This is a genomic window from Clostridium sp. AM25-23AC (assembly GCF_003435125.1).
Lineage (GTDB): Bacteria > Bacillota > Clostridia > Lachnospirales > Lachnospiraceae > Pilosibacter > Pilosibacter fragilis.
In genome coordinates this window covers 87,299-107,089 of record NZ_QWGI01000011.1, presented here as the reverse complement: position 1 = coordinate 107,089, position 19,791 = coordinate 87,299, and the positions used below count along the sequence as shown (strand labels likewise).

At 37.4% G+C, this 19,791-nt stretch carries 21 protein-coding genes; 2 read left to right on the top strand and 19 right to left on the bottom strand.

The window, feature by feature from the left end; all coding sequences use genetic code 11:
* Positions 1-183 (top strand): integrase core domain-containing protein (locus DW677_RS18730; RefSeq protein ID WP_242992138.1); only part of this gene is annotated, 183 nt, incomplete at its 5' end.
* On the opposite strand, the gene DW677_RS08650 is transcribed toward DW677_RS18730, so the two are convergent.
* From DW677_RS08650 to DW677_RS08570, 14 genes are all read right to left on the bottom strand, one after another.
* Positions 180-611 carry an IS66 family transposase zinc-finger binding domain-containing protein gene (locus DW677_RS08650; RefSeq protein WP_147324946.1) on the bottom strand — a complete coding sequence of 144 codons (432 nt, stop codon included), beginning with the start codon at positions 609-611 and terminating at the stop codon, positions 180-182. The genes DW677_RS18730 and DW677_RS08650 overlap by 4 nt on opposite strands.
* A gap of 617 nt (positions 612-1,228) precedes the next feature.
* Positions 1,229-1,588, bottom strand: coding sequence for an IS66 family insertion sequence element accessory protein TnpB (gene tnpB / locus DW677_RS08635; RefSeq protein ID WP_117566954.1), 360 nt, complete (start codon positions 1,586-1,588; stop codon positions 1,229-1,231).
* Entirely contained in the window at positions 1,582-1,818 is a 237-nt protein-coding gene (locus DW677_RS08630; RefSeq protein ID WP_117566953.1) for a hypothetical protein, read from the bottom strand. The genes tnpB and DW677_RS08630 overlap by 7 nt, the downstream gene beginning before the upstream one ends.
* Before the next feature lie 474 nt (positions 1,819-2,292).
* Positions 2,293-2,985, bottom strand: coding sequence for a thioesterase domain-containing protein (locus tag DW677_RS08620; protein WP_117566950.1), 693 nt, complete (start codon positions 2,983-2,985; stop codon positions 2,293-2,295).
* Complete coding sequence (locus tag DW677_RS08615) at positions 2,985-4,505, bottom strand: hypothetical protein (protein WP_147324944.1); 1,521 nt, start codon at positions 4,503-4,505, stop codon at positions 2,985-2,987. The genes DW677_RS08620 and DW677_RS08615 overlap by 1 nt, the downstream gene beginning before the upstream one ends.
* Before the next feature lie 13 nt (positions 4,506-4,518).
* The gene (locus DW677_RS08610; RefSeq protein ID WP_117566946.1) at positions 4,519-6,078 is read right to left on the bottom strand and encodes an MBOAT family O-acyltransferase; all 1,560 of its coding nucleotides are present in this window, start codon (positions 6,076-6,078) and stop codon (positions 4,519-4,521) included.
* Position 6,079: 1 nt separating this feature from the next.
* Positions 6,080-6,322, bottom strand: a complete 243-nt coding sequence (locus DW677_RS08605; RefSeq protein WP_117566944.1) for an acyl carrier protein — start codon at positions 6,320-6,322, stop codon at positions 6,080-6,082.
* A 24-nt stretch (positions 6,323-6,346) separates the two neighbouring features.
* Entirely contained in the window at positions 6,347-6,775 is a 429-nt protein-coding gene (locus DW677_RS08600; protein WP_117566943.1) for a MaoC/PaaZ C-terminal domain-containing protein, read from the bottom strand.
* Positions 6,772-7,692, bottom strand: a complete 921-nt coding sequence (locus DW677_RS08595; RefSeq protein ID WP_117566941.1) for a transketolase C-terminal domain-containing protein — start codon at positions 7,690-7,692, stop codon at positions 6,772-6,774. Before DW677_RS08595 ends, DW677_RS08600 begins: the two co-directional genes overlap by 4 nt.
* Before the next feature lie 3 nt (positions 7,693-7,695).
* A complete protein-coding gene (locus DW677_RS08590; protein WP_117566939.1) occupies positions 7,696-8,529 on the bottom strand; it encodes a transketolase in 834 nt (277 codons plus the stop codon).
* The gene (locus DW677_RS08585; RefSeq protein ID WP_117566937.1) at positions 8,522-9,367 is read right to left on the bottom strand and encodes an aldo/keto reductase; all 846 of its coding nucleotides are present in this window, start codon (positions 9,365-9,367) and stop codon (positions 8,522-8,524) included. Before DW677_RS08585 ends, DW677_RS08590 begins: the two co-directional genes overlap by 8 nt.
* Positions 9,367-11,169, bottom strand: coding sequence for an HAD-IIIC family phosphatase (locus tag DW677_RS08580; RefSeq protein ID WP_117566936.1), 1,803 nt, complete (start codon positions 11,167-11,169; stop codon positions 9,367-9,369). Before DW677_RS08580 ends, DW677_RS08585 begins: the two co-directional genes overlap by 1 nt.
* Positions 11,170-11,520: 351 nt before the next feature.
* Complete coding sequence (locus DW677_RS08575) at positions 11,521-11,733, bottom strand: hypothetical protein (protein ID WP_117566934.1); 213 nt, start codon at positions 11,731-11,733, stop codon at positions 11,521-11,523.
* Positions 11,711-13,342 (bottom strand): transposase, encoded by a 1,632-nt coding sequence (locus DW677_RS08570; protein ID WP_242992137.1) that lies wholly within the window; start codon positions 13,340-13,342, stop codon positions 11,711-11,713. Before DW677_RS08570 ends, DW677_RS08575 begins: the two co-directional genes overlap by 23 nt.
* Positions 13,343-13,351: 9 nt before the next feature.
* Here DW677_RS08570 and DW677_RS08565 point away from each other — a divergent pair, with 9 nt between their 5' ends.
* A complete protein-coding gene (locus DW677_RS08565; RefSeq protein WP_117566932.1) occupies positions 13,352-13,720 on the top strand; it encodes a transposase in 369 nt (122 codons plus the stop codon).
* Here the strand turns inward: DW677_RS08565 and DW677_RS08560 are convergent.
* The 5 genes from DW677_RS08560 to DW677_RS08540 form a co-directional block, all read right to left on the bottom strand.
* Positions 13,717-15,129: an oligosaccharide flippase family protein gene (locus DW677_RS08560; RefSeq protein WP_181968329.1), complete on the bottom strand. Its 1,413-nt coding sequence runs from the start codon at positions 15,127-15,129 to the stop codon at positions 13,717-13,719. The genes DW677_RS08565 and DW677_RS08560 overlap by 4 nt on opposite strands.
* 62 nt (positions 15,130-15,191) lie before the next feature.
* The gene (locus tag DW677_RS08555; RefSeq protein WP_117566929.1) at positions 15,192-16,292 is read right to left on the bottom strand and encodes a polysaccharide pyruvyl transferase family protein; all 1,101 of its coding nucleotides are present in this window, start codon (positions 16,290-16,292) and stop codon (positions 15,192-15,194) included.
* Between the two features lie 10 nt (positions 16,293-16,302).
* Positions 16,303-17,403 carry an O-antigen ligase family protein gene (locus tag DW677_RS08550; protein ID WP_207658983.1) on the bottom strand — a complete coding sequence of 367 codons (1,101 nt, stop codon included), beginning with the start codon at positions 17,401-17,403 and terminating at the stop codon, positions 16,303-16,305.
* A 91-nt stretch (positions 17,404-17,494) separates the two neighbouring features.
* A complete protein-coding gene (locus tag DW677_RS08545) occupies positions 17,495-18,664 on the bottom strand; it encodes a glycosyltransferase family 4 protein (RefSeq protein WP_117566926.1) in 1,170 nt (389 codons plus the stop codon).
* A complete protein-coding gene (locus DW677_RS08540) occupies positions 18,664-19,788 on the bottom strand; it encodes a glycosyltransferase (RefSeq protein WP_117566924.1) in 1,125 nt (374 codons plus the stop codon). The genes DW677_RS08545 and DW677_RS08540 overlap by 1 nt, the downstream gene beginning before the upstream one ends.
* Between the last annotated feature and the right edge of the window lie 3 nt (positions 19,789-19,791).

Below are 19,791 nucleotides of genomic sequence, written 5' to 3'. Positions count from 1 at the left end.
TGGTTTCGTAGCTTCAAATATGAGGAAGGCTATCTTACGCAGTATGCCAATATCCGGGAAGCACGAGCGGCTATCAAAAGCTATGTACATACCTACAACTTTGAGCGCTGTCATTCAGCGATCAACAATCAGACACCCGCATCATATTATTATCCGGCACTGCTGATTGATCATGCTGCTTAACGGGGGCACCTCCCTAATTCAGCTACAGATATCGGTTCATTATAAAATGCTTGAATTTTTGTCTTGACAACTGAACCACTATAGTTGGCCATGGTCTCCCGGGGAAGTTTTACTCCCAACTGGAACATTCCTGATTCCTGACGGTAATACGGAGTACCGACAAATGTTTTGTGGTACATCACATACGCTACAATCGAAGCAGATGCAGGGCTATGTGGGAACAAAGCGGTTGGCGTAGTGGCTTTTACAAGCGTACCATCGCCATCTTTCCTGCATTCCGGACATACCGCAACCTCCTGTTTATAAAGAATACGTTCTACCTTTGCAGGTGTTATACGCAGTTCTTCGCGGACATCGGTATAGCCAATGGTTGTCATTTCTGCATTGCAGTACGGGCAGCGACGTTCTTCCTCCGTTAATGGAATCACGATTTCGCGAACCGGAAGGCTGGCATAAAGTTCTTTACGCGTAGCCTTGGGTTTTCTTTGTCGCGTATGGCTTTTTACTTCTACCGTTTTTGCTGGTTCTGCAGTTGCATTCTGCTGTTCCTGTTTCTTATCTGGAGCTTTTGTTTTTTCACTTCGAACGCCAAAGAACTGTCGCTGAAATTCCTTTAAGGTTTCTTCCAGATTTGCTTTTAACGATTGCAGTTCATCGACAAGCTTACGAAGATCTGCGATGACAGCATCTTTTTCCTAAATCCGTTTTTCCTGCTGATCAATAATGGTCTGCATCAGCTTGATCTGATCTTCTTTTACCATGAGCACTGCCTTCCTTTCATGATACTTCCATTATACAGGAAAGCAGTGATGCTGACAAACCGGTCTGAAAACAGTATCGTCATTTTGACGGAAGCAAATCTTGCTGAAATCGCATGAAAACCAAAGCTTTTTTCTTGATTATCAGCTACTTATCCACAGTCTGGGATCTATAAGTTTTGAACTGCACGAATAAGTTCCTCTATCCACGAAAGCTTGTGGATAGCATGAAAAAAGCGGGATAAAAACCAAAGAAAAGATTTTCATTTTCAGCTATTTATACAAAATCAGAAATCTTTTTTCTCTTTGGATGACCGGATCGCTTTTGGCTGGTCAATTGCAAGACCTTCCATAAGCCACCGGAATTCCTGACGTGTTAATAATCTGGCTTCCGAAGCATTGCGCGGCCATTGAAAACGACCATTTTCATCAAGTCGTTTCTGATAGAGCACAAAGCCATCCTTGTCGTAATGGAGTGCTTTTAATTTCCGGCTATCCCTGCCACAAAACAGATACAGTGCATTTGCATAAGGATCCAACTGATAGGTATCTCGTATAATAGCCATTAAACCATCAAAACTTTTGCGCATGTCGGTTCGTCCGGTGATGATGAAAATCTTAGCTACACCGGACAGCTCGCCTAACATAACTGCCGCAGCGCAGTGATGGTATTTCGAATGGTTTCACTTGCTGCCGTATTTTGAATCTCCACGGAAAATCCAGAATAGATTACGCGGATTGCCGGTGCGTATGCAGCTGTCTCATTGCGGGGCTGTTCTGTTATTTCACTTTCCGCAGGAACCGAAAAATCAACTGCTACAACTTCATGCTGTTCCTGACAGGAAGATACGGGATTCTCTGGGATTTCGCAAGCCATGTTTCGAAATCTCCGGATATGATAATAAAGACTGCTGCGCTGAATGTGATTCCGCTCACACCAGGCCTTATCAGTAAGACCACTTGTGCGGCATTCTTGAATCAGTTCCATCCATTCCTGGTCAGAACGTTTGGGATGTCTTTGAACCATTCTTGTCCAACTCCTTTGTTGTGTACTATGAGTATACTGGACAAGCAACACTTCACTTTGAACCAAACTTGTCCAATGTCTTAACTCACTTGGATTAGAATGATTGTCGCATGAATTAGCTGGAATGGAAAGACGGTGGGTTATTCAGCGCTTACAAAATATGATGAATGGTTTCAAAAAGAATGCAGTCACTCTGCAGTTTTGGGAGACCGGATGGGATGAAAGTAAAGGTCAAATCCTTCTCCCCACGCCAAATACAGCGCCGCTCATTTGGCGTGGGGAGAAGGATTTGACCTTTACGTTCCTTTTACACTCCAATTAGTCTTAATCTGATATCTCTAAATTTATCAGTTCTACAATTTTCTCAGTATTCTCTTTCTCATGAAAGAAAAAATGATTTCCCGGATAATAGTATTCTTTTATTTTCTTTTGGGAATACCTTTGCCATCCACACATTTCATTTGCTAATGGATCCTGCACAGCACACATACACACTATATTACAATCTATTGCTTCTCGGCTCGAATAAGCTCCAATAAAATTTTTCAATATTCTGAGATCATTTCGAATAGATGGCAACAAGTTTTCTCTGAAAAAATCACTATTCAAAACAGACTCCGGCATCTGATTGATTCGTTTCAGGAAAAGTTTAATTTCTTCATCATCCTCAAAGTTAAAATCTGTATCATTGATCTCATCTGGCGGCATACAGGCCAGTAAATACAGTCCCTTGACATTATAACCTGCATTGAGTAGATTTTTCCCTAATTCAAATGCTATGAGTGCACCCATACTATGTCCCAGAAGAAATATCTCATCTTGTAGAGTTATCTTCTCCCGGAGTTCCTGCATCTGATATTGTATACAATCTTCCATAGAATAATATAGTGGCTCCTCGTACCTGGACCAGTGGCCACTATATTCTGCACATATTGCAAAGCAATGAATCCCTCTAATAAGTTTTGCAAAACTTTTGGCATTGCCGCCCGCACATGGAAAACAGATTAATTTCTTCATTAGTTGTAGGAAATTTCCACCTTTCCATCTTCATTCACAGTTAAAGTCAGGCTTCCAATCATCTTCCGATAATTATTTTCAAAAATAATTACATTTATTTTTGTTTTATCGGTTAACATCTGTTGATCATTTAGTGTAATAACCGGAAACTCATTTTCAACCGAAACATGGTAACTGGTATCATCCCATATTCCCAATACACCCTCCGCAGTCAATGCTTCATCCTTTGCGTTTGTATATTTGATCTCTCCGCCCTTTATCACTCGTATATATCTGCCGCTATCCGAAGTCAATCCCCAGTCTGACAATACTCGCTGATCTGCAACATTTTCCGGCCATTGTATTTCCTGTGTACCAGCCACAATCAGAGTAAAGCGATTATCACTTACAAGTTTTTGCCATTCGGCTAATGACTTCGCCTCTTTCATCTGTTTCTGAATTTCGCTGCTCTTCTCAACATCTGCTTTCAAATCTAATACCGTCTGAGCATGCTGTTCTTCCTGTTTCTGAAATTCCTGATATGCTTCATCCCATGAAGCATATGCCGGATCTCCCTTATGATTTTCCAGATTATAATTTTGTGAAATGTACTTTTCCAGGAATTCTGTATATTTTTTGGCTCCAAACAGATTAACATGATTCTTGTTGTAAAAATCCGTAGAAAAGTCCAAATTCATCTCGTCATAATACTCATTCGCATTTAAATACTGAAATCCATAGCTTTGAATCATGTCTGCCATTGTATTATATTTTGCCTGATGTTCTTTCGTAATCCAATATGGACAAACCACAAACAGTACGTTCAGTTTTTCTGTTCTACAATATGTAAGCAGCTCTTTTAAAAGTCTTATATCGTTTTCTGGCAATTCCGCCCGTTCATCTGTATTGAAATTCTCCGGCTGTTCCAGATATCCATACTTATCGACCCATTCCCAGCCTTTATTTACAACATTTTCATCATTGTCAATCAATTTCCAGGCTTTACTTGATCCCAGATTTCCAACATTTGTATGATACTTCGCAATATCCAGATAATAGGATAATACATCTGTATCTTCTGGAATTTCACGATTTCTGAAATATTCATTCAAAATCTTATACCGTGAAAGTGATGTCATATCCATGGAATCTGTTCCATTACGCACACCCTGCTCTGCAGGCTCATCCGAATAATACTGAAACGCTCTTATTCCCACGACAAAAAGTTCTGGATTCTGAAGTTTTCGTGCCTCCTCTATATATGCTTTTATGCTTTCTGCTGGTATCGAATTCGTTGCATAGTTATAAGAAGTATAGCCACATTCATTCCATGCCTTAAGCGGCTGCCAATATACAAAAGCTGCACTGCCGCCTACATACACCATATCTACTTTTTCCTGTCTTAATCCTGCAATATGTCTACGGTCATCATCAGTATTTCGAAATAAATATGTAACGCCAAAGAATACCTGAACTATTATACCTACAAATATGCAAAACCCCAAAAAACTTATAACTCTTTGCCTATCAATTTTTTTCATTTACATACACCATCTAAAATCCCTGATATATGAACATCGACGCATCATACCCGGGTCCATACTTTCCATATATTAACACTAACACAAACATAGCGAGCCAGATAAACCAGCGAAATAACACACACTGATTCTGAATCCAATTCCGTGCATAACCATATTTTTCGCGTAAAACTGCTACAATCAGCATCATTCCTGTCACGAAAATAATCAAATTTATATCCTGCCAGGTAATCCCTGTCTTCAAAATACTTTGATCAAAAAATATCCAGGGATTCGCATAGCCTCTTTTTAATAAAACTTTTGCAGCATCTTTCAATCTGTTAATACCGCCTGTAACACCCACACTGAAAAAAGTTGCACCAACTGCATAAATTACATAGGTTCTGGCAGATTGAAAGAAATGCCAGGCAAAACACTCTGTTTTCATGTGAAGCTTCTCGGTAATCTGTTGAAACCATGGAGCACATAAATCTCCAAGCATGAGAATTACCCAGTACCACAGGCTGACACCGATGATATACCGCCAACCACCATGCCAGATTCCCATAATCATCCAAAGCATAAACATCCCAACGAGATTAACTAAAAATTTCCCTGTTTTTTTGCCATACTTTTTTCTTGCCACCTTTCCAAAATTAACCATTGACTTTGATTTTAACAACGGGTACAGCACATAGTCCTTTGCCCATGTGCCAAGCGTAATATGCCATCTCTGCCAAAACTCCTGCGAGGATCTCGAAAAGAATGGATTGTTAAAGTTTTCCGCCAGCGGAATCCCAAATAATTCTGACACTCCCAGAACAATATCCATGCAACCGGAAAAATCAGCATACATCTGCAATGGATATAATAAGATTGCAATCCAGGAATAAAATCCGGTATATGTACCAGGATCTGCATTAATGGCAGAAACGATCATTCCTACTCTTTCTGCCAGCACAATTTTTTTCATAAATCCCCAAAGAATCCGCTGTGAGCCAAACGCAAGATTCCGGTATTCAAACCTGTGGGGACTATAAAGTGTATTTAACTGTGTGTACCTGCTAATTGGGCCCGTTGTCAGCTGTGGGAAATAACATACAAAAAGGAACAGCTTAAGCGGATTCTTCTGTGGTGTAATATTCTCCCAATAGCAGTCAATAATATACCCCATAACCTGCAATGTATAATATCCCATTCCAAGAGATGCCGCTATTTTCCAGTTAACCAGCGAATCCAGCACAGAAACATCACGCCATGCCGTCAGTCTCAATGCAAACGGCACCCACAATCCACGTCCCTTTACAAAAAACCAGATTGCTATATTGACTGCCAATGCCACAAATGTAACAACCAATAACCCCTTTGCTTCTCTTCCTAATGCATCCCTTTTTTTCTGAATCCACATTGTAGACAAATAAGCTATCATTGTGGAAACCACAAGATAGCCTATTGTACATGGTGTTGCTGCAAAATAATAGAACACTGCGCTGAGAACCAGTAATATCATCCACTGAATGCTTTTAGGTACTACGTAATATACCAATACACCAACCGTTACCAGCGCTAAAAAATAAAACGATGTGATAGACATACTACTTCCCTAACTCCAGAATGATGTCTACCATTTCGCCAACATTCTTCATTGTAACCACTTTGCCCATAGGAATCTTAAATCCGAATTCTTCTTCTACACCAACAATCAGATTGATATGCTCAAAAGAATCCCAGCCATCAACATCATCCGCAACCGTCTCATCGTGCAGCTCGATGGAATCATCATCTAAAACCTCTCTGAATACCCCATTTAATCTTTCATAAACTTCTTCTCTTGTCATATTTCATTTCCTCCTGATAAATATTTATTTCATAACTAAGACTTTCATTTTTGCCTTAGACACGGGCTTATTATCCTGATTCTTTATTGTAACCTTTAAACGAATCAGCTTTAGTGCTATTTCTTTATCTGTCACTTCGGCTTCTACAGTTAAATCATCTCCCACAAATACTGGTTTCGTAAAGGATAATTCTTCAAAACTATGAATCAAACTGTATTTTCCCGGCAAATACATTCCGGCAACGGTTGAATATAGTGACGCAGTAAGCATTCCAAACGCTGCATGTCCCTGAAACTTTCCATTGCTTATCTCCAAAGCAAATGTATCATCCTTATGCAACGGATTTTCATCTCCAGATATCACCCTGAATGCATCTTCCATTTTTTTTGTAATGGTTTTATGAAAAACAGCTTTCATGCCAACTTCTATTTCCGCAAGGGTATATTCGTTCATAGCGCCACAGCCTCCTTCAATCGTCTGTAAATGCTTACTGCATCAAGCGCATTTACCTTCCGCACCATTTGCTGGGTTCCATATCCTTCCGCAAACGCGTCATTTAACCCAATGGGATATACTTTTGCGTGAAGCCCGTTATAAGCCACAGTTTCCGCAATGATACTTCCAAGACCGCCATAAATATTATGCTCTTCCACCACAGCTATTTTACTGATTGTCCTGGCCGCTTCTATAATATCCTGCGTATCAAATGGTTTTACGCCAACGATATTTATAATTTTTGCAGAAATACCATCCTGCCCAAGCAGATCACACGCTTGCACCACCTCATCCAGTATGCTTCCTGTCACAAATACTGCCAGATCTCTTCCATCTCTGATAAGGTCATTTTGCCCTGCATGATATGTATAATCCTCTGAAAAGTATTCTGCTTCGTGATTCATGCCAATTCGGATATACACCGGCCCATTATGCTCATATGCAGCCTGTACGCAGGCTACCACCTGTCTTGGCGTAGCCGGTGAAAGAATCAGCAGATTTGGAATTGCCCTAAGCACAGAAATGTCTTCTGTTGTATGATGGGTCGGTCCCAGTGAGCTCCATGCCAGCCCACTTCCCATTCCCACTATCTTTACATTCAAATTTTGAAAACAGATATCGTCTCTTATGAATTCCATAGAACGATACGCCAGGAATGCACCAGCTGTAAATACAAACGGCTTTTTCCCCGCTGATGCCATTCCAGCTGCTGCAGCGACCATGTTTTCCTCGCCTATGCCAAAATTATATATCTGATCTGGAAAATTACGACGAAACATCTCATCATATCCGGTTCCACTATCTGCAAGCATATGAATCACGTCATGATCTTTCTCGGCTAATTCCATCAGTTTTCCAATATATGCACTATTCATCGCTTACTCCAATTCACTATCCGATATTCCCAGTTCTGCTTTAAACACCTTAAGATCTTTTCGTCCTGGAAGTTTAAAATGCCAGTTGGGGTTATTCTCCATGACAGAAACACCTTTTCCCTTTACCGTGTTGGCAATGATTACTCTTGGCTTCTTTTCCTCTGTCTTCTGAAGTATCGCATTCTTAAAAGCTTCCATATCATGACCATCTGTCTCCAGGACTTCCCATCCAAAGCTTGCCCATTTTTCTGCCCACCGCGGATTACCTATCGTTTTTTCCACAAAATCCATCTTCTGAATTCTGTTGCAATCCAAAATGGCTATAAGATTATCTGCTCCCAGGGCGGGTGCTGTCATAATTGCTTCCCACACAACCCCTTCTTCCAGCTCCCCATCGCCAAGCATTACATAAACCTTTGCCGGACTATGATCCATTTTTAATGCCAGTGCGATTCCTAATCCCATAGAAAGCCCATGTCCTAATGATCCTGTTGTTGCTTCAACCCAGTCGCTGTCTCTCATACACGGTTCGCCGCCTATAAGTGAATTTTCCGTCAGATAAGAATCATACATCTTCTCCGAGATCATTCCTGCTTTCTGCATTACTCCGTATAAAGCTAACCCCGCATGTCCTTTGCTTAGAATAAACCGATCTCTGTCTTTCCACTTTGGATTACTCAGGTCATACCTGAGAATATCCTTTAAATACAACGCATAAAGCATCTCAAGGCAGGAATAACAGGATGCCAGATGCGCCATTCCACCCTTATAGCCTGTAATAAATATCTTCTTTCTTAATGCCTGCAGTTCCTCTGTCTCTAGTTTTGTATTAGCCAAAATCAAATACCTCGTCCGGATCGATGCCTATCCCACCACAATATGGAATTGCATCAATTTCCTTCATTTCATCTTCATCCAATGTAAAATCAAACACCTCGATATTTTGAACCAGTCTGTCTTTTGCGGTGGTTTTAGGAATAGCAACGATTCCCTTCTGCAACTCCCATCTAAGGCAGATCTGTGCTGGTGTTTTTTCTTTTCTGTTCGCAATTTCAACTAATTTTTCATTGCTTAATATCTGACCATTGCCAAGCGGACTGCTTGCCTCTACCTGAATGTTTCTTATCTTACAGTAATCTAGTATTTCAGACTGATTCAATCCTGGATGCAGTTCCAACTGATTTACCATCGGTATAATCTCTGCCGTTTTTTCCAGTGCCGTAAGATGATGCTCTTTAAAATTGCATACTCCAATTGCCCGAACAAGACCGTCCTTATATAACTGCTCCATCCCCCGCCAGGTATCTGCATTGACTTCTGCCCAGTCCGGATATAATTTCATAGAAGCCGGCCAATGAATCAGATACAAATCAAGATACTCTGTCTTCAATTTTTTCAGGGATTTCCTGCAAGCCTCCTGAACCGCCGCAGCACCTCTGCTTGTATTCCAAACCTTATCAGACAAAAACATTTCCGTTCTCTTTATTTCTGCTGCCGCCAATGCCTTTGCCAACGCAATTTCATTGCTATAAGCAGCCGCTGTATCAATCAAACGATAGCCCGACTGATAAGCACTTTCCACTATTTCAGCCATTTGAACCCGATCTGTGATCTGCCAGGTGCCAAGGCCAATCCGAGGCATCTCTACCCCATTCCTTAATTTTACATATTCCATTATTCTTTCCGTTCGTTTACAGCTATGACATGCTGTTTTTTCTTATAGGAATCATCAATCATAAATTCCCAAACCGTGTTTCCCGCTTCATCTTCTGTAATTTTTTTAAATCCCTGCAACGCATAAAATTCTTTTACCATCGCATTTTTTGCAGTCGGATAATAGTAACCTACTAACTTTTTAATACCCGCTGCTTTTGCCTTTTCCACCAGTTCATCCATCATCGCGAACTCCATATCGCGCTTCAGGACCCTGCAGCTCATAAGCCATAATTCCATATGCAGTTCATCACGATGATCACCATCTATTCGGCCAATCACAATACTTACAACTCCGTTATCACCAAACTTATCGCCTAATTTACCATATAATGTAATGCGATCTGGATCGGCAGCTACATTCTCAATATCACTCTGGCTATAACGTTTCGTAGTGAGATTAAACTGGTTACTTTTATTCGTCAACTGTGCTATTCGTGACATATACATCGGCACAAAACTTTGAATTTCACCCTTCATCTCAAGCGATTTCAAATAATCTTCATAATTTACAAAAGAAGACTGCAGTTTGCTTCTTTTTGCATTTTCCTGATACATTTCATTTCGCTTCAGATCATCCTGTGACAAAGCTGTAACCTCAAAAAATCCAGACTTATCCAGTATCTGTATATAATGCTCTACGCCATCCATGACCGGCACTGCCACTCCGGGCACCTGATCTTCTACAATCGCACGCTCAGCAGGATTGTCATCTACAAAAACAAAACTTTCCGGAAGCAGAGTAAGCTCCTGAGCTGTTTCCGTAATATTGATGCTCTTAGGATTCCAGTTCGCCTTAAAAACCACAAAATCATCTTTCTTCAACACACTATCCGGACGTTCAAAACCACTCACCGCATTCGCTTCATCATTTTTTGAATTGACAGTCAGCAGTATTCCTAACTGTTTATGCAGTTTAATATATTCTTGAAATTCACTATACGTCTGTGCAAGAGATGTCTCCTGACCGATTTCAATATTATCCGCTCCATCATCTCCAACAATTCCGCCCCACAGCGTATTATCCAAATCAAGATTGAATGCCTTTTTGTTTTTTCCATAAATAGATTTAATAATATTGGCTACATTAAATGCCAAATATGGAATTGCCGGCACTGCTACTGCGTACTTATACATGTGCCAATAATAAGGCTCCGACCATTTATCCAGTCCGTAAGAAGCAGAAATATAGTTTACATCACAAATATAGAAATTATCATGTTTCTGTGCATACTCATAAAAAGCGCAATTAAGCATCGTCACAAAATTCACTCTTCCATGATAATCACTTGCATCTTTATTTCCCATTAACCTGAAAAATGGATATTCAAAATTATTCTGAACAATCGGGCAATGATATCGCTCTGCTACAGAATCCCATAAGCCATAGAACTTATCAACAACAGCCTGTTTCTTTTGCTCGACTACCTCTTTCTGATCAGACAGCACAGGAAAATCTATAATATTTCTAACACATGTGCAAATATAAATAATATCCGGCTTAAACTCTTCCAATTCCTGATTCGGGAACATACCATCCTCATAATACTGATTATATTCAGACTCATAAAAATAGGGCTTAATTCCATAATTTAAAAGAAACAGTTCCAGAGTGAGTTTAATATTCTCTGTTGTTTCTCCCCCTAAAATGGCAATCCGCTTTTCTACAAAATTTCGATTCACGTCAGCCAATAACTGCCTTTTTAAGGATTTCTTTTTCTTAATAATATATTCAGCGTCAAATGAATAACTTAACTCTTTCATCCTCAATGTATCCTTCCCTCATTTTGCATTCATTAATTTTTAATGTAAGCGTTTAAATTTTAGCCGCTGATATAAAAATTCCCGGTCACCTTTCAGTGACCGGAGTACCTTGACAATTCTGACCTCCATAGTCGGTCAAAAAAGTTAAGTGCTCAACTTTTTTAATTCTGTATTGTATGAGACTATTATTGCAGAAAATGAATCAGAAAAACAGGTACTTACTATAGTGCGTTTACTCCATATCAACCCAACTGAATGAATTATACTATATCATGAAGTAAAGTAAAAGTCAAATCCTTCGCTCCACGCCAAATTATTGTGAACTCTGCAAAAAAGTTACACTAAACGCCATCATGGACTCAAAAACGTCATAATCTCATCAAAATTTTTACCGCTTTTCAGATAGGCTTCCATGATGGCGTCAGCTTCCATTCGGCGTTTCTGTTCCTGCAGTTCCTCAAGCTTTTCTGATAGTTTATCATATCGGTCTTGCAGCTTGGACATACCAGATTTCACTTTGGATATTTCGGTTTCAATTGCCTCAATCGTCTTCTTCCTCGCCATTATCCTGCGCCTCCTTGCTTATGTATGACTGGCTGATATTCAGAAGCTTACCATATTCCTCAGCTCTTTTTTTGATGTCTGTTTCATCAAAGCCAAAAGAGTTCAGAATTAACTTTTGAGTTCTGGTAACTGCATGATCTAATTTATAGTTTCTGCCGTGACGGCGGACAATTTCAATCTTTTCAAGCTCACGGATTGCGGCTGGAACAGTCATATACTTTTGTTTTGTTTCCATCCGGATCATTTGTTCTTTGAGAAGATTATAAATCCGGTTACGGACAATTAATGCCACAAATTCTATAAAAATTTTAGATGACATGCTTCGCGATGACTGAACACGTTCGCTTTTGGAACCAATAAATGTCTTATCAGATTGAAAAAGCTTTTCCGAAATATCCCGCCCTTTATACTGGATCAGAGCCTGAGAGGCTGTCATTTTCTCAGAAGTAATGATGCAAAAGTATCCGCACAGCTGCAACTCTCGCTCAATCACATCGGTTCGTTCATCAGCACCCAGAAAAATCCCCTGTTTGCTGTAATGCAGATGAAAGTACTCCTGATAAGTTTTACCAAACTTTTCATCTTTTCCGACGTGTCTGTCCATGAACTGCCGCAGCTTCTCAATTCGCTGTTCCAGGCGTTCCCTTTCAGCGGCCTGCTTCGATAGATTGTAATAAATGTGAAAATATCTTTCTGCAGTATCATCTTCATAAAGCCTGGCTGTCGTTGTGATGCCATACACCTTGTAAGCACGAATTGCGGCTTCCCGCTTTGCTTCAAATGTTCCTCGGTTTTCAAGCACAAGAGAAGATACCAGTGTTTTGCAGCCTTTGCACATGATGATGAATGAATATCCATTTTCATCAATGTAACGGATATTTTCTTTACTGAAATAACCGCGGTCAAGGATAAAGCCTATCTGCTTATATCCGTACTCCAGGACCTTATCAACCATAAAAGTAAACTGGGATACATCTGTAACAGAACCCGGATACTCTTCATAAAAGAGTGGAATCCGGTTTGTTTTATCCATGGCGATTGAAAGGTTGAATACTGGAAATCCCTTATCATCCTTGGCTTTTCCGAACTCGACAATGTCGATGTCTCCTGCTTCACTGTTCTTGTTCGTGGAATCATAAGAAACATAAACTCTGCTCTTATGATCGCGCTTGGCATTCCAATCATCCAGGAAGCCAATACACTGATCTTTCGAGATTGTGTTAAGGAGCCGGCTGACCTTAGAATCACTGTATATCGTCATTTTATCTGTCAAAAGAGGATGGGTAAAAGCAAAATCCGGATAGTATTGTCCCGCGTTTTCCTCTTCTATGATCAGGTAAGAAACAAGATCCAGAATCAATCCAGTGTCACTGCCAAAGCGTTTTTTTAGCATCGGAATAAGCTTATACTCATTCAGTATTTTCTGGATGATAACGCATGAACCAATCTTAAGGCAACAGCTTCGATATGCCAATGGAAGCTCCTCTGGTAGCTCTACATCCGGAAAATAGCTTTGAAACTTTTCATTCGGAATCATAAGCGTTGAATCAGAAGAGGATATTTTTCCGACGATAGTTCTTAGCGGTACGGAGTATTGTTTTTCCGCCATAAATTTGATATGGAGTATGATTCCATTATCAAAACTGCCTATGGGGAAAATCCATTCCCCGAAACTCCTGCAAAAAAGCGCGGTCGCAAGAAAAAGAGCAAAGTATTAAATTTGATCTGCAGACTGCATAATTACAAGGAATCAGTCTGCCTGTTTATAAAGAATCTCTGTGTACCATTTGATAATAATCAGGCGGAACGTGATCTGAGAATGGTAAAAGTAAAAACCAAAGTCTCTGGATGCTTCCGAAATGAAGAAGGTGCACAGGAATATCTTACAATTATGAGTTATATCGGATCAGCTCGCAAGCACGGAATAAATGTTTTCACAGCTATCCGCGAAGCACTGAACGGAACCCCTGATATCATTTTCAACTAACTGGGTTCTGAACAGTTACCGAAAAACTTAAATATATTAATTATATATTTATAATACAAACATACTATAGCTACAAATAAAATAGTCCCTACAAAATATTTATATGGACATTCAAATGTAATCACACATGCTTGTAGCATTAGGATCATATAAATAAAGGTATCCTTTAAAAGATTAGTTTTTAAATCAACCACTTTTTTTACGGTTTTACTTCGAATATAAAAGGTTATAGCGAAGCCAAGCAATGTTGTGAATGCAGCTCCAAGATTACCGAACAATTTTACAAAAAGAAGATTCAAAACTATGTTTACGACAGCCCCCCATGCAGTTGAACTCAGTAATCCACTAGTATATTTAGCGGCTCTAAAACTACTTGCAAGAAAACCTGCAAGGCCCGCAAATAGATATGCAATTAATAAGAATGGAACATATTTCCATGCATCAAAAAAATTTTTAGAAAATAAAATTTTAGCCATTGGTTTAGAAAACAATATTAAACCAGAGCAAGCTAACACATTTATTACATTAAAATAATTGTATACATTTGTTTGAAATTCTGAGTTATCATCTTCATTTACATTTTTAATTGCTGAGATTGTCCAAGCTGATACAAAAATATTAGTGAACAATGTTAAAATAGAAGGTATTTTATATGCTACACTGTAAACACCACTTGCTGCAACACCTAAGTATGCAATTATAATATATTTGTCTGCTGATGTGTTAATCCACCAAGCAATGCCATTAGGAATCGTAGGAATACTAAATTTTAGCATATCTCTAAAGAGTTGGACATTAATGGATGTTATTCTAATCTTTATCTGAGCCGCAACTAAAAGATAACTACAAGTAACTACATAACCGATTACCATTGCTAAAAGATATGCCGTTAATCCCTTATGAAATACTGTCAGCCCTAGAATATTTATTATTGCAACAACCAGGGTCTGGAGAATTCCTGAAACAGCAAATACTTTTGTCTTCCCAATTCCTTTTGTATATTGAGATAAAACTTGCTGTAAATTCAGACCGCCCAGAATAGCTAAAAACCATCCCCAATATTTAAATATATCTATATTGAAGATTTTTATTAACGGGGTAGCCAAAATAGCTATTAATTCACCTATACCTATAATGACAAGTGATATAAATAATACATCTTTGGAATCTTCTTTACTATCAAATGTAAACCTAAGCGTTGATTCCATAATACCCAGGGTTAAAATAGGGTAAACCATATTAATTGTATTAGTTATCAAATCAGCAATTCCATATTCTTCTGTTGTCAGAAATGCTGTATACAAAGGTAACAGAAAGAAAATTAGCAATTTTGATGCAAAATTGCTAATTGTAAATGCAATGGTATCTGAAAATAACACTTTAAGTTTGCTTGAACTTTTCTTACTCATTTTAATAGTGTCCTTTATTGAGTATATCATGTTTGTCTATCATATATATTAAGTATATATACTTATTTTGATTCAGCATGAATCATATCTAGAAGTACTGATTCGGATTCCTTTTGCAACTGCTGTAGAATCTTATTCACATTAGTATAGTCAATTTGAGTTGTCTCTATTGGCAACGGCATATCGATCATACGATTTTCAAGATTAAAAGTCTTCAAAATACTGTTCACTCTTGAATTGGTATTATTGTGCTTTAACGATTCCACATAGAATTCTTTGTTAAATAAAATACTTAAAGCTGTTCCGTGAAAAGAGTTCGTAACAACACATTCTGCACCAGAAATTAATCCCAGAAAAATATCAGGTCCTTTATCGGAAAAGCTTTTTGTGTTTTTTCCATAAGTTCCTTTGAAAACTGATGATACAATAAAGAGTTTACATTTTCTTGATTTGGCCAAACTATTAGCAAACTGAATCAGTGAAGGAGATTTTTCTGCTTGATATACAAAAATATACTTACCCGCCACAGGAGTCATTACGTTTTTCCACTCTTCGGAGGACAGCAACATTACTGGATCTACGACCATTGTAGCCTGTAAATCACAGGTTCTTTTTACAATATCAATTCCATTTTCTTCTCGGACAGTAATTTTATTAAATCTACATAAATGTTTTTTACAAGATTCAACATATTTCTTAGGAATGGAACTATATCCAAAGCTTGCAGCGTAACTATTTTTTTTAAAATCATCCTCAACAAAATCCAGAAAATAGTGATAGTCCTCAAAAGTACAATCGCAATTCCAAACTTGATCACTTCCAACAATATACACGCCAGCGATATTTCCTGCATTACTAATAGTGGTATCGAAATAAGGTTCTGTTAACTCTAAATATGAACGAAAATGATCAAAATTAGCATGTTTATGGCGGCGTAAAAATTGCCAAATTATACTCTTAAATGTTCTCAAATTGTATCCATCTGTCTTAAATGTAATCTTTTTATTCCAAAAATTCACACCTTCTGAAAAGTAATTCAATATTTGGGTAGAATAACCTAATTTCCTTATTTTTGTCTGTAATGCATAAGCTTGCAAAACAGCGCCATAATTATCCGATTGATGGAATGTTAAGGTAACGACATCTAGTTTCTTCTTTTCCATTGCGCTCCCTTCATTTTGAACTTAAACTGTATTTATGACAGCAGGCCAAACCCATTGCGCAAAAGACAGCATATGCTATCAAATACAATTGATCATAAAGTACATTTCCTGTTAATGAATAGATCAGCATAAAACTTTGCCCTGCTATAGAGATTGCTAAAAATGAGCTCATATCGTCATCATGAATTTTATGATATGTGTTTACACATGTCCATAATATTTTGCTAAATATTGTTATGAATATTAGGAAACCAATTACACCAGTTTCTGCCAACAGTTGCAAATATACATTATGAACTTCATAATAATTGTTTAAATAGACCATGTTGGATAAATATCTATACGAAGCCCAACCGTTTCCCCATAAGGGATTTTGCATAAATAATTCTATAGCTCTATAATAAAGAGCTGTTCTGCCAGAGGTCGCATCATTATCAAAAATAAATGAAACATCTGGGATTAAATCACAAGAAAATATAATTGCTATATATAAGGGGACTAATAGGATTACTAATACCCACATAATCCGCTTGATATTAGGCTTAGCCTTTATAATTAGTGTTCCGAGTATAGCGATGACACAAGCTAGAAACTGCCCTCGTTTACCGGTGAGTAAAAGTGCTACCGTGCCAATACTAACGCCCATTAGTTTAGTGATAATATTGCTCCTGTACGAAAAGAGTATTGTTATGATTCCTACAACTAAGTATAGTGCATTTGTAGCAACCGTTATTGCAATTCCTGCATTATAAACTCTACTGGATGTATCTAAAAATAAGTCTCCTGCAGTTCGAAAAAATTTGGATGCCATTACCCTTGCCACTGGAGCAACACCATTTATAATAGTAAAAATTGCAAAAAGACTTCCTATCCATTTATAACTGTATACGCATATCGGAATCCAATCATCGTATGCATATAAAGAAACAATAAGAAATACTGCTGTTGTAAAACATAAAAATCGTCCGTAATATCCATTTTGTATATCATAATTTCTAATCACAAACGTGAGCAATGGAACAATTGTGCCTAATGTAATCAATAAAAATTGCTTATTGGGTTTGAGTTTTCTTTGAGCTATAACCAGAAGTGTGCTCAGTAACATTCCCATAGTGATTACTGCACGCGGTATTGCCCCGATATATGAATACATATAGAAAGAACATAAATATATAACTATAGTTATACAATACATATTAGTTTTAAGCATTTATATATTCCCCAATAATTTTAAGCATATTTTGCTTACAAGCTTCAGCTGAGAAATTTCTCTCAAATAAATCGATAATTTCTGGTTCATACGCCTGTTTTTGTATAGTATCTTTAGAAGCATTTATGTCTTTTATAGCTGCAACAAATTCTTCCTTTGAATTCGCTTCATAACAGTAATTATTCCAAAATTCCTTAGGAATTATATTCCTATATCCTTCATAGCTCTCAGATGTTGCAATAATTCTCTTTCCAAATTGAAATGCTTCAGCTGTTTTTGTTTTCATACCGCCCCCAACAAAAATTGGTGAAATTACAACATCAGCATTAATATACCAAGAATCTAATTCATCTACTGTTCCAATAACTGTAACACCATGTTGATTAAATCTTTTTGCATATTTCTGCATGTTTTTTCCGATTATATTTAATTCAGAAATCGTATCTATTTCACTTATTACATTATGTATAAACCATTCTATACCTTGTACATTGGGATAATAATCTGCCCCAACAAATAAAAGACGCAATTTATTTGTTTTAGGTATATTATAAGATGTAAAATCAATTTTCTTTTCTATAACAGTATGGGGTAAATAAAATACAGATGTATCGCCATAATAATGTTGGTAAAGTGATTCATCCCGATCATTTAAGACTGCTATTTTATCAGCATACTTTGCAGTTAACTGCTCATTATAAATTAGACCGCTATTATACGGAATACTTTTTAGACCATTTTGTTTAATCCATTGTCTACATAAATCTGCCTTAATATCATGAAAAAAAGCAATTATTTTTATATGTGAATAGGCCGTTTTAATATCTTTACATAATTTTCCTAAAATAGATTCATCGATAAAAACGACAGAAATATTATTTTCTCTTATAATCCGTAAGATTTCAGTACGTACCTTTTTATTTGCGCAGAGACCATTCAGTAAAAAAAAGTTAAGAGTTCTTTCAGCCTTAGACTTATATGCATTAATAATATAATTTATCGGAAGCATTGTTTCTTGCTTTTGAAATCCTGGGTTAATAGCAACCGTGCAGATATCATCTTCATTAAATACTTTTTTAATTGCATTGAGGTGTGAAAGTGAACCTATATGCGCGCCTATATTAGGCATTAACAAATATGGTGATATAAATAAAATTTTCATTACATTTCCTCAGAAATTAAAATATTACCAAGAGCTTTTGCAGCATTAGCAATATTAAATACACTATGTTTTTTTTCTTCAACATTCGAGTTCCTTTTATGACATTTTGTGTTTTCGATGGCTTCAAGCCATTTGTACTCATCATTTAAGGAAACGTACTCGACCATTCCTGAAAAGTCCGCTTCCAAAGTTATTGCTGAGGATACTACACAAGGAAGATCTGCCATCTGTGCTTCAACCATTGTAACTGGTAAACCTTCAAATTTTGACGGCATTACCATAACATCGAATGCCCATAGCAATTGAGGGACATCTCCTCTAAGTCCCAAAAATTTTACAGCTTCTTGAAGTCCTAAAAGAACAGCCTTTTGCTCTAAATTTTTTCGTTGGTCTCCATCACCTACTAAAACCATTACACTCTTCGGATTTCTTTTATAATATTCTTTAAAGATGTCCAACAAAAAGCTTTGATTTTTTTGATATGATAATCTTCCAATATTTCCAATTACAAGATGGTTCTCAATTCCAAGTTCTTTTCTATATATCTTCCTAACTGTTTCGTCAAAAATATATTTTTGAACCTCGACACCATTATATATAGTACAGTATTTATGAGTACTTACATTTTTCTTGCCAAACATCCATGTGCCGGCTAATTTAGAACATGCTAAATATCTATTTGTATTATGGCATACATACTGTACACATATTTTATGCGCTATTGTTTTAAAGGTCCTTCTCAATACATTACTGTCATCAATTTTTGTACAATGAGAATGAACGTATATCTTTTTTATTCCACCTCTTTTTGCTGCGTAAATATATGCTGCTGCTACATATGCCGAATCAGAGTTTATATGGATTATTTCATAATTATTTGTTCTTACAATATCCTCAACCCATTTTATAATAGAAAAAGCCGAATGCGATCCAAGCGGCATTGTATATATTATTCCACCTTTTTCTGCTATAGCTTTAACGTATTTTTCTTCAGGTAAACCTCGTTGCATTAAATAGTCGTATATGATTACATTACTATCAAAATGCTGTCCCCATTTGTATACAATTGTAGCAACACCAGCTTTTCCAATGTTAGCAGCTCCTGTAACAAGTACTCTTTTCATTCT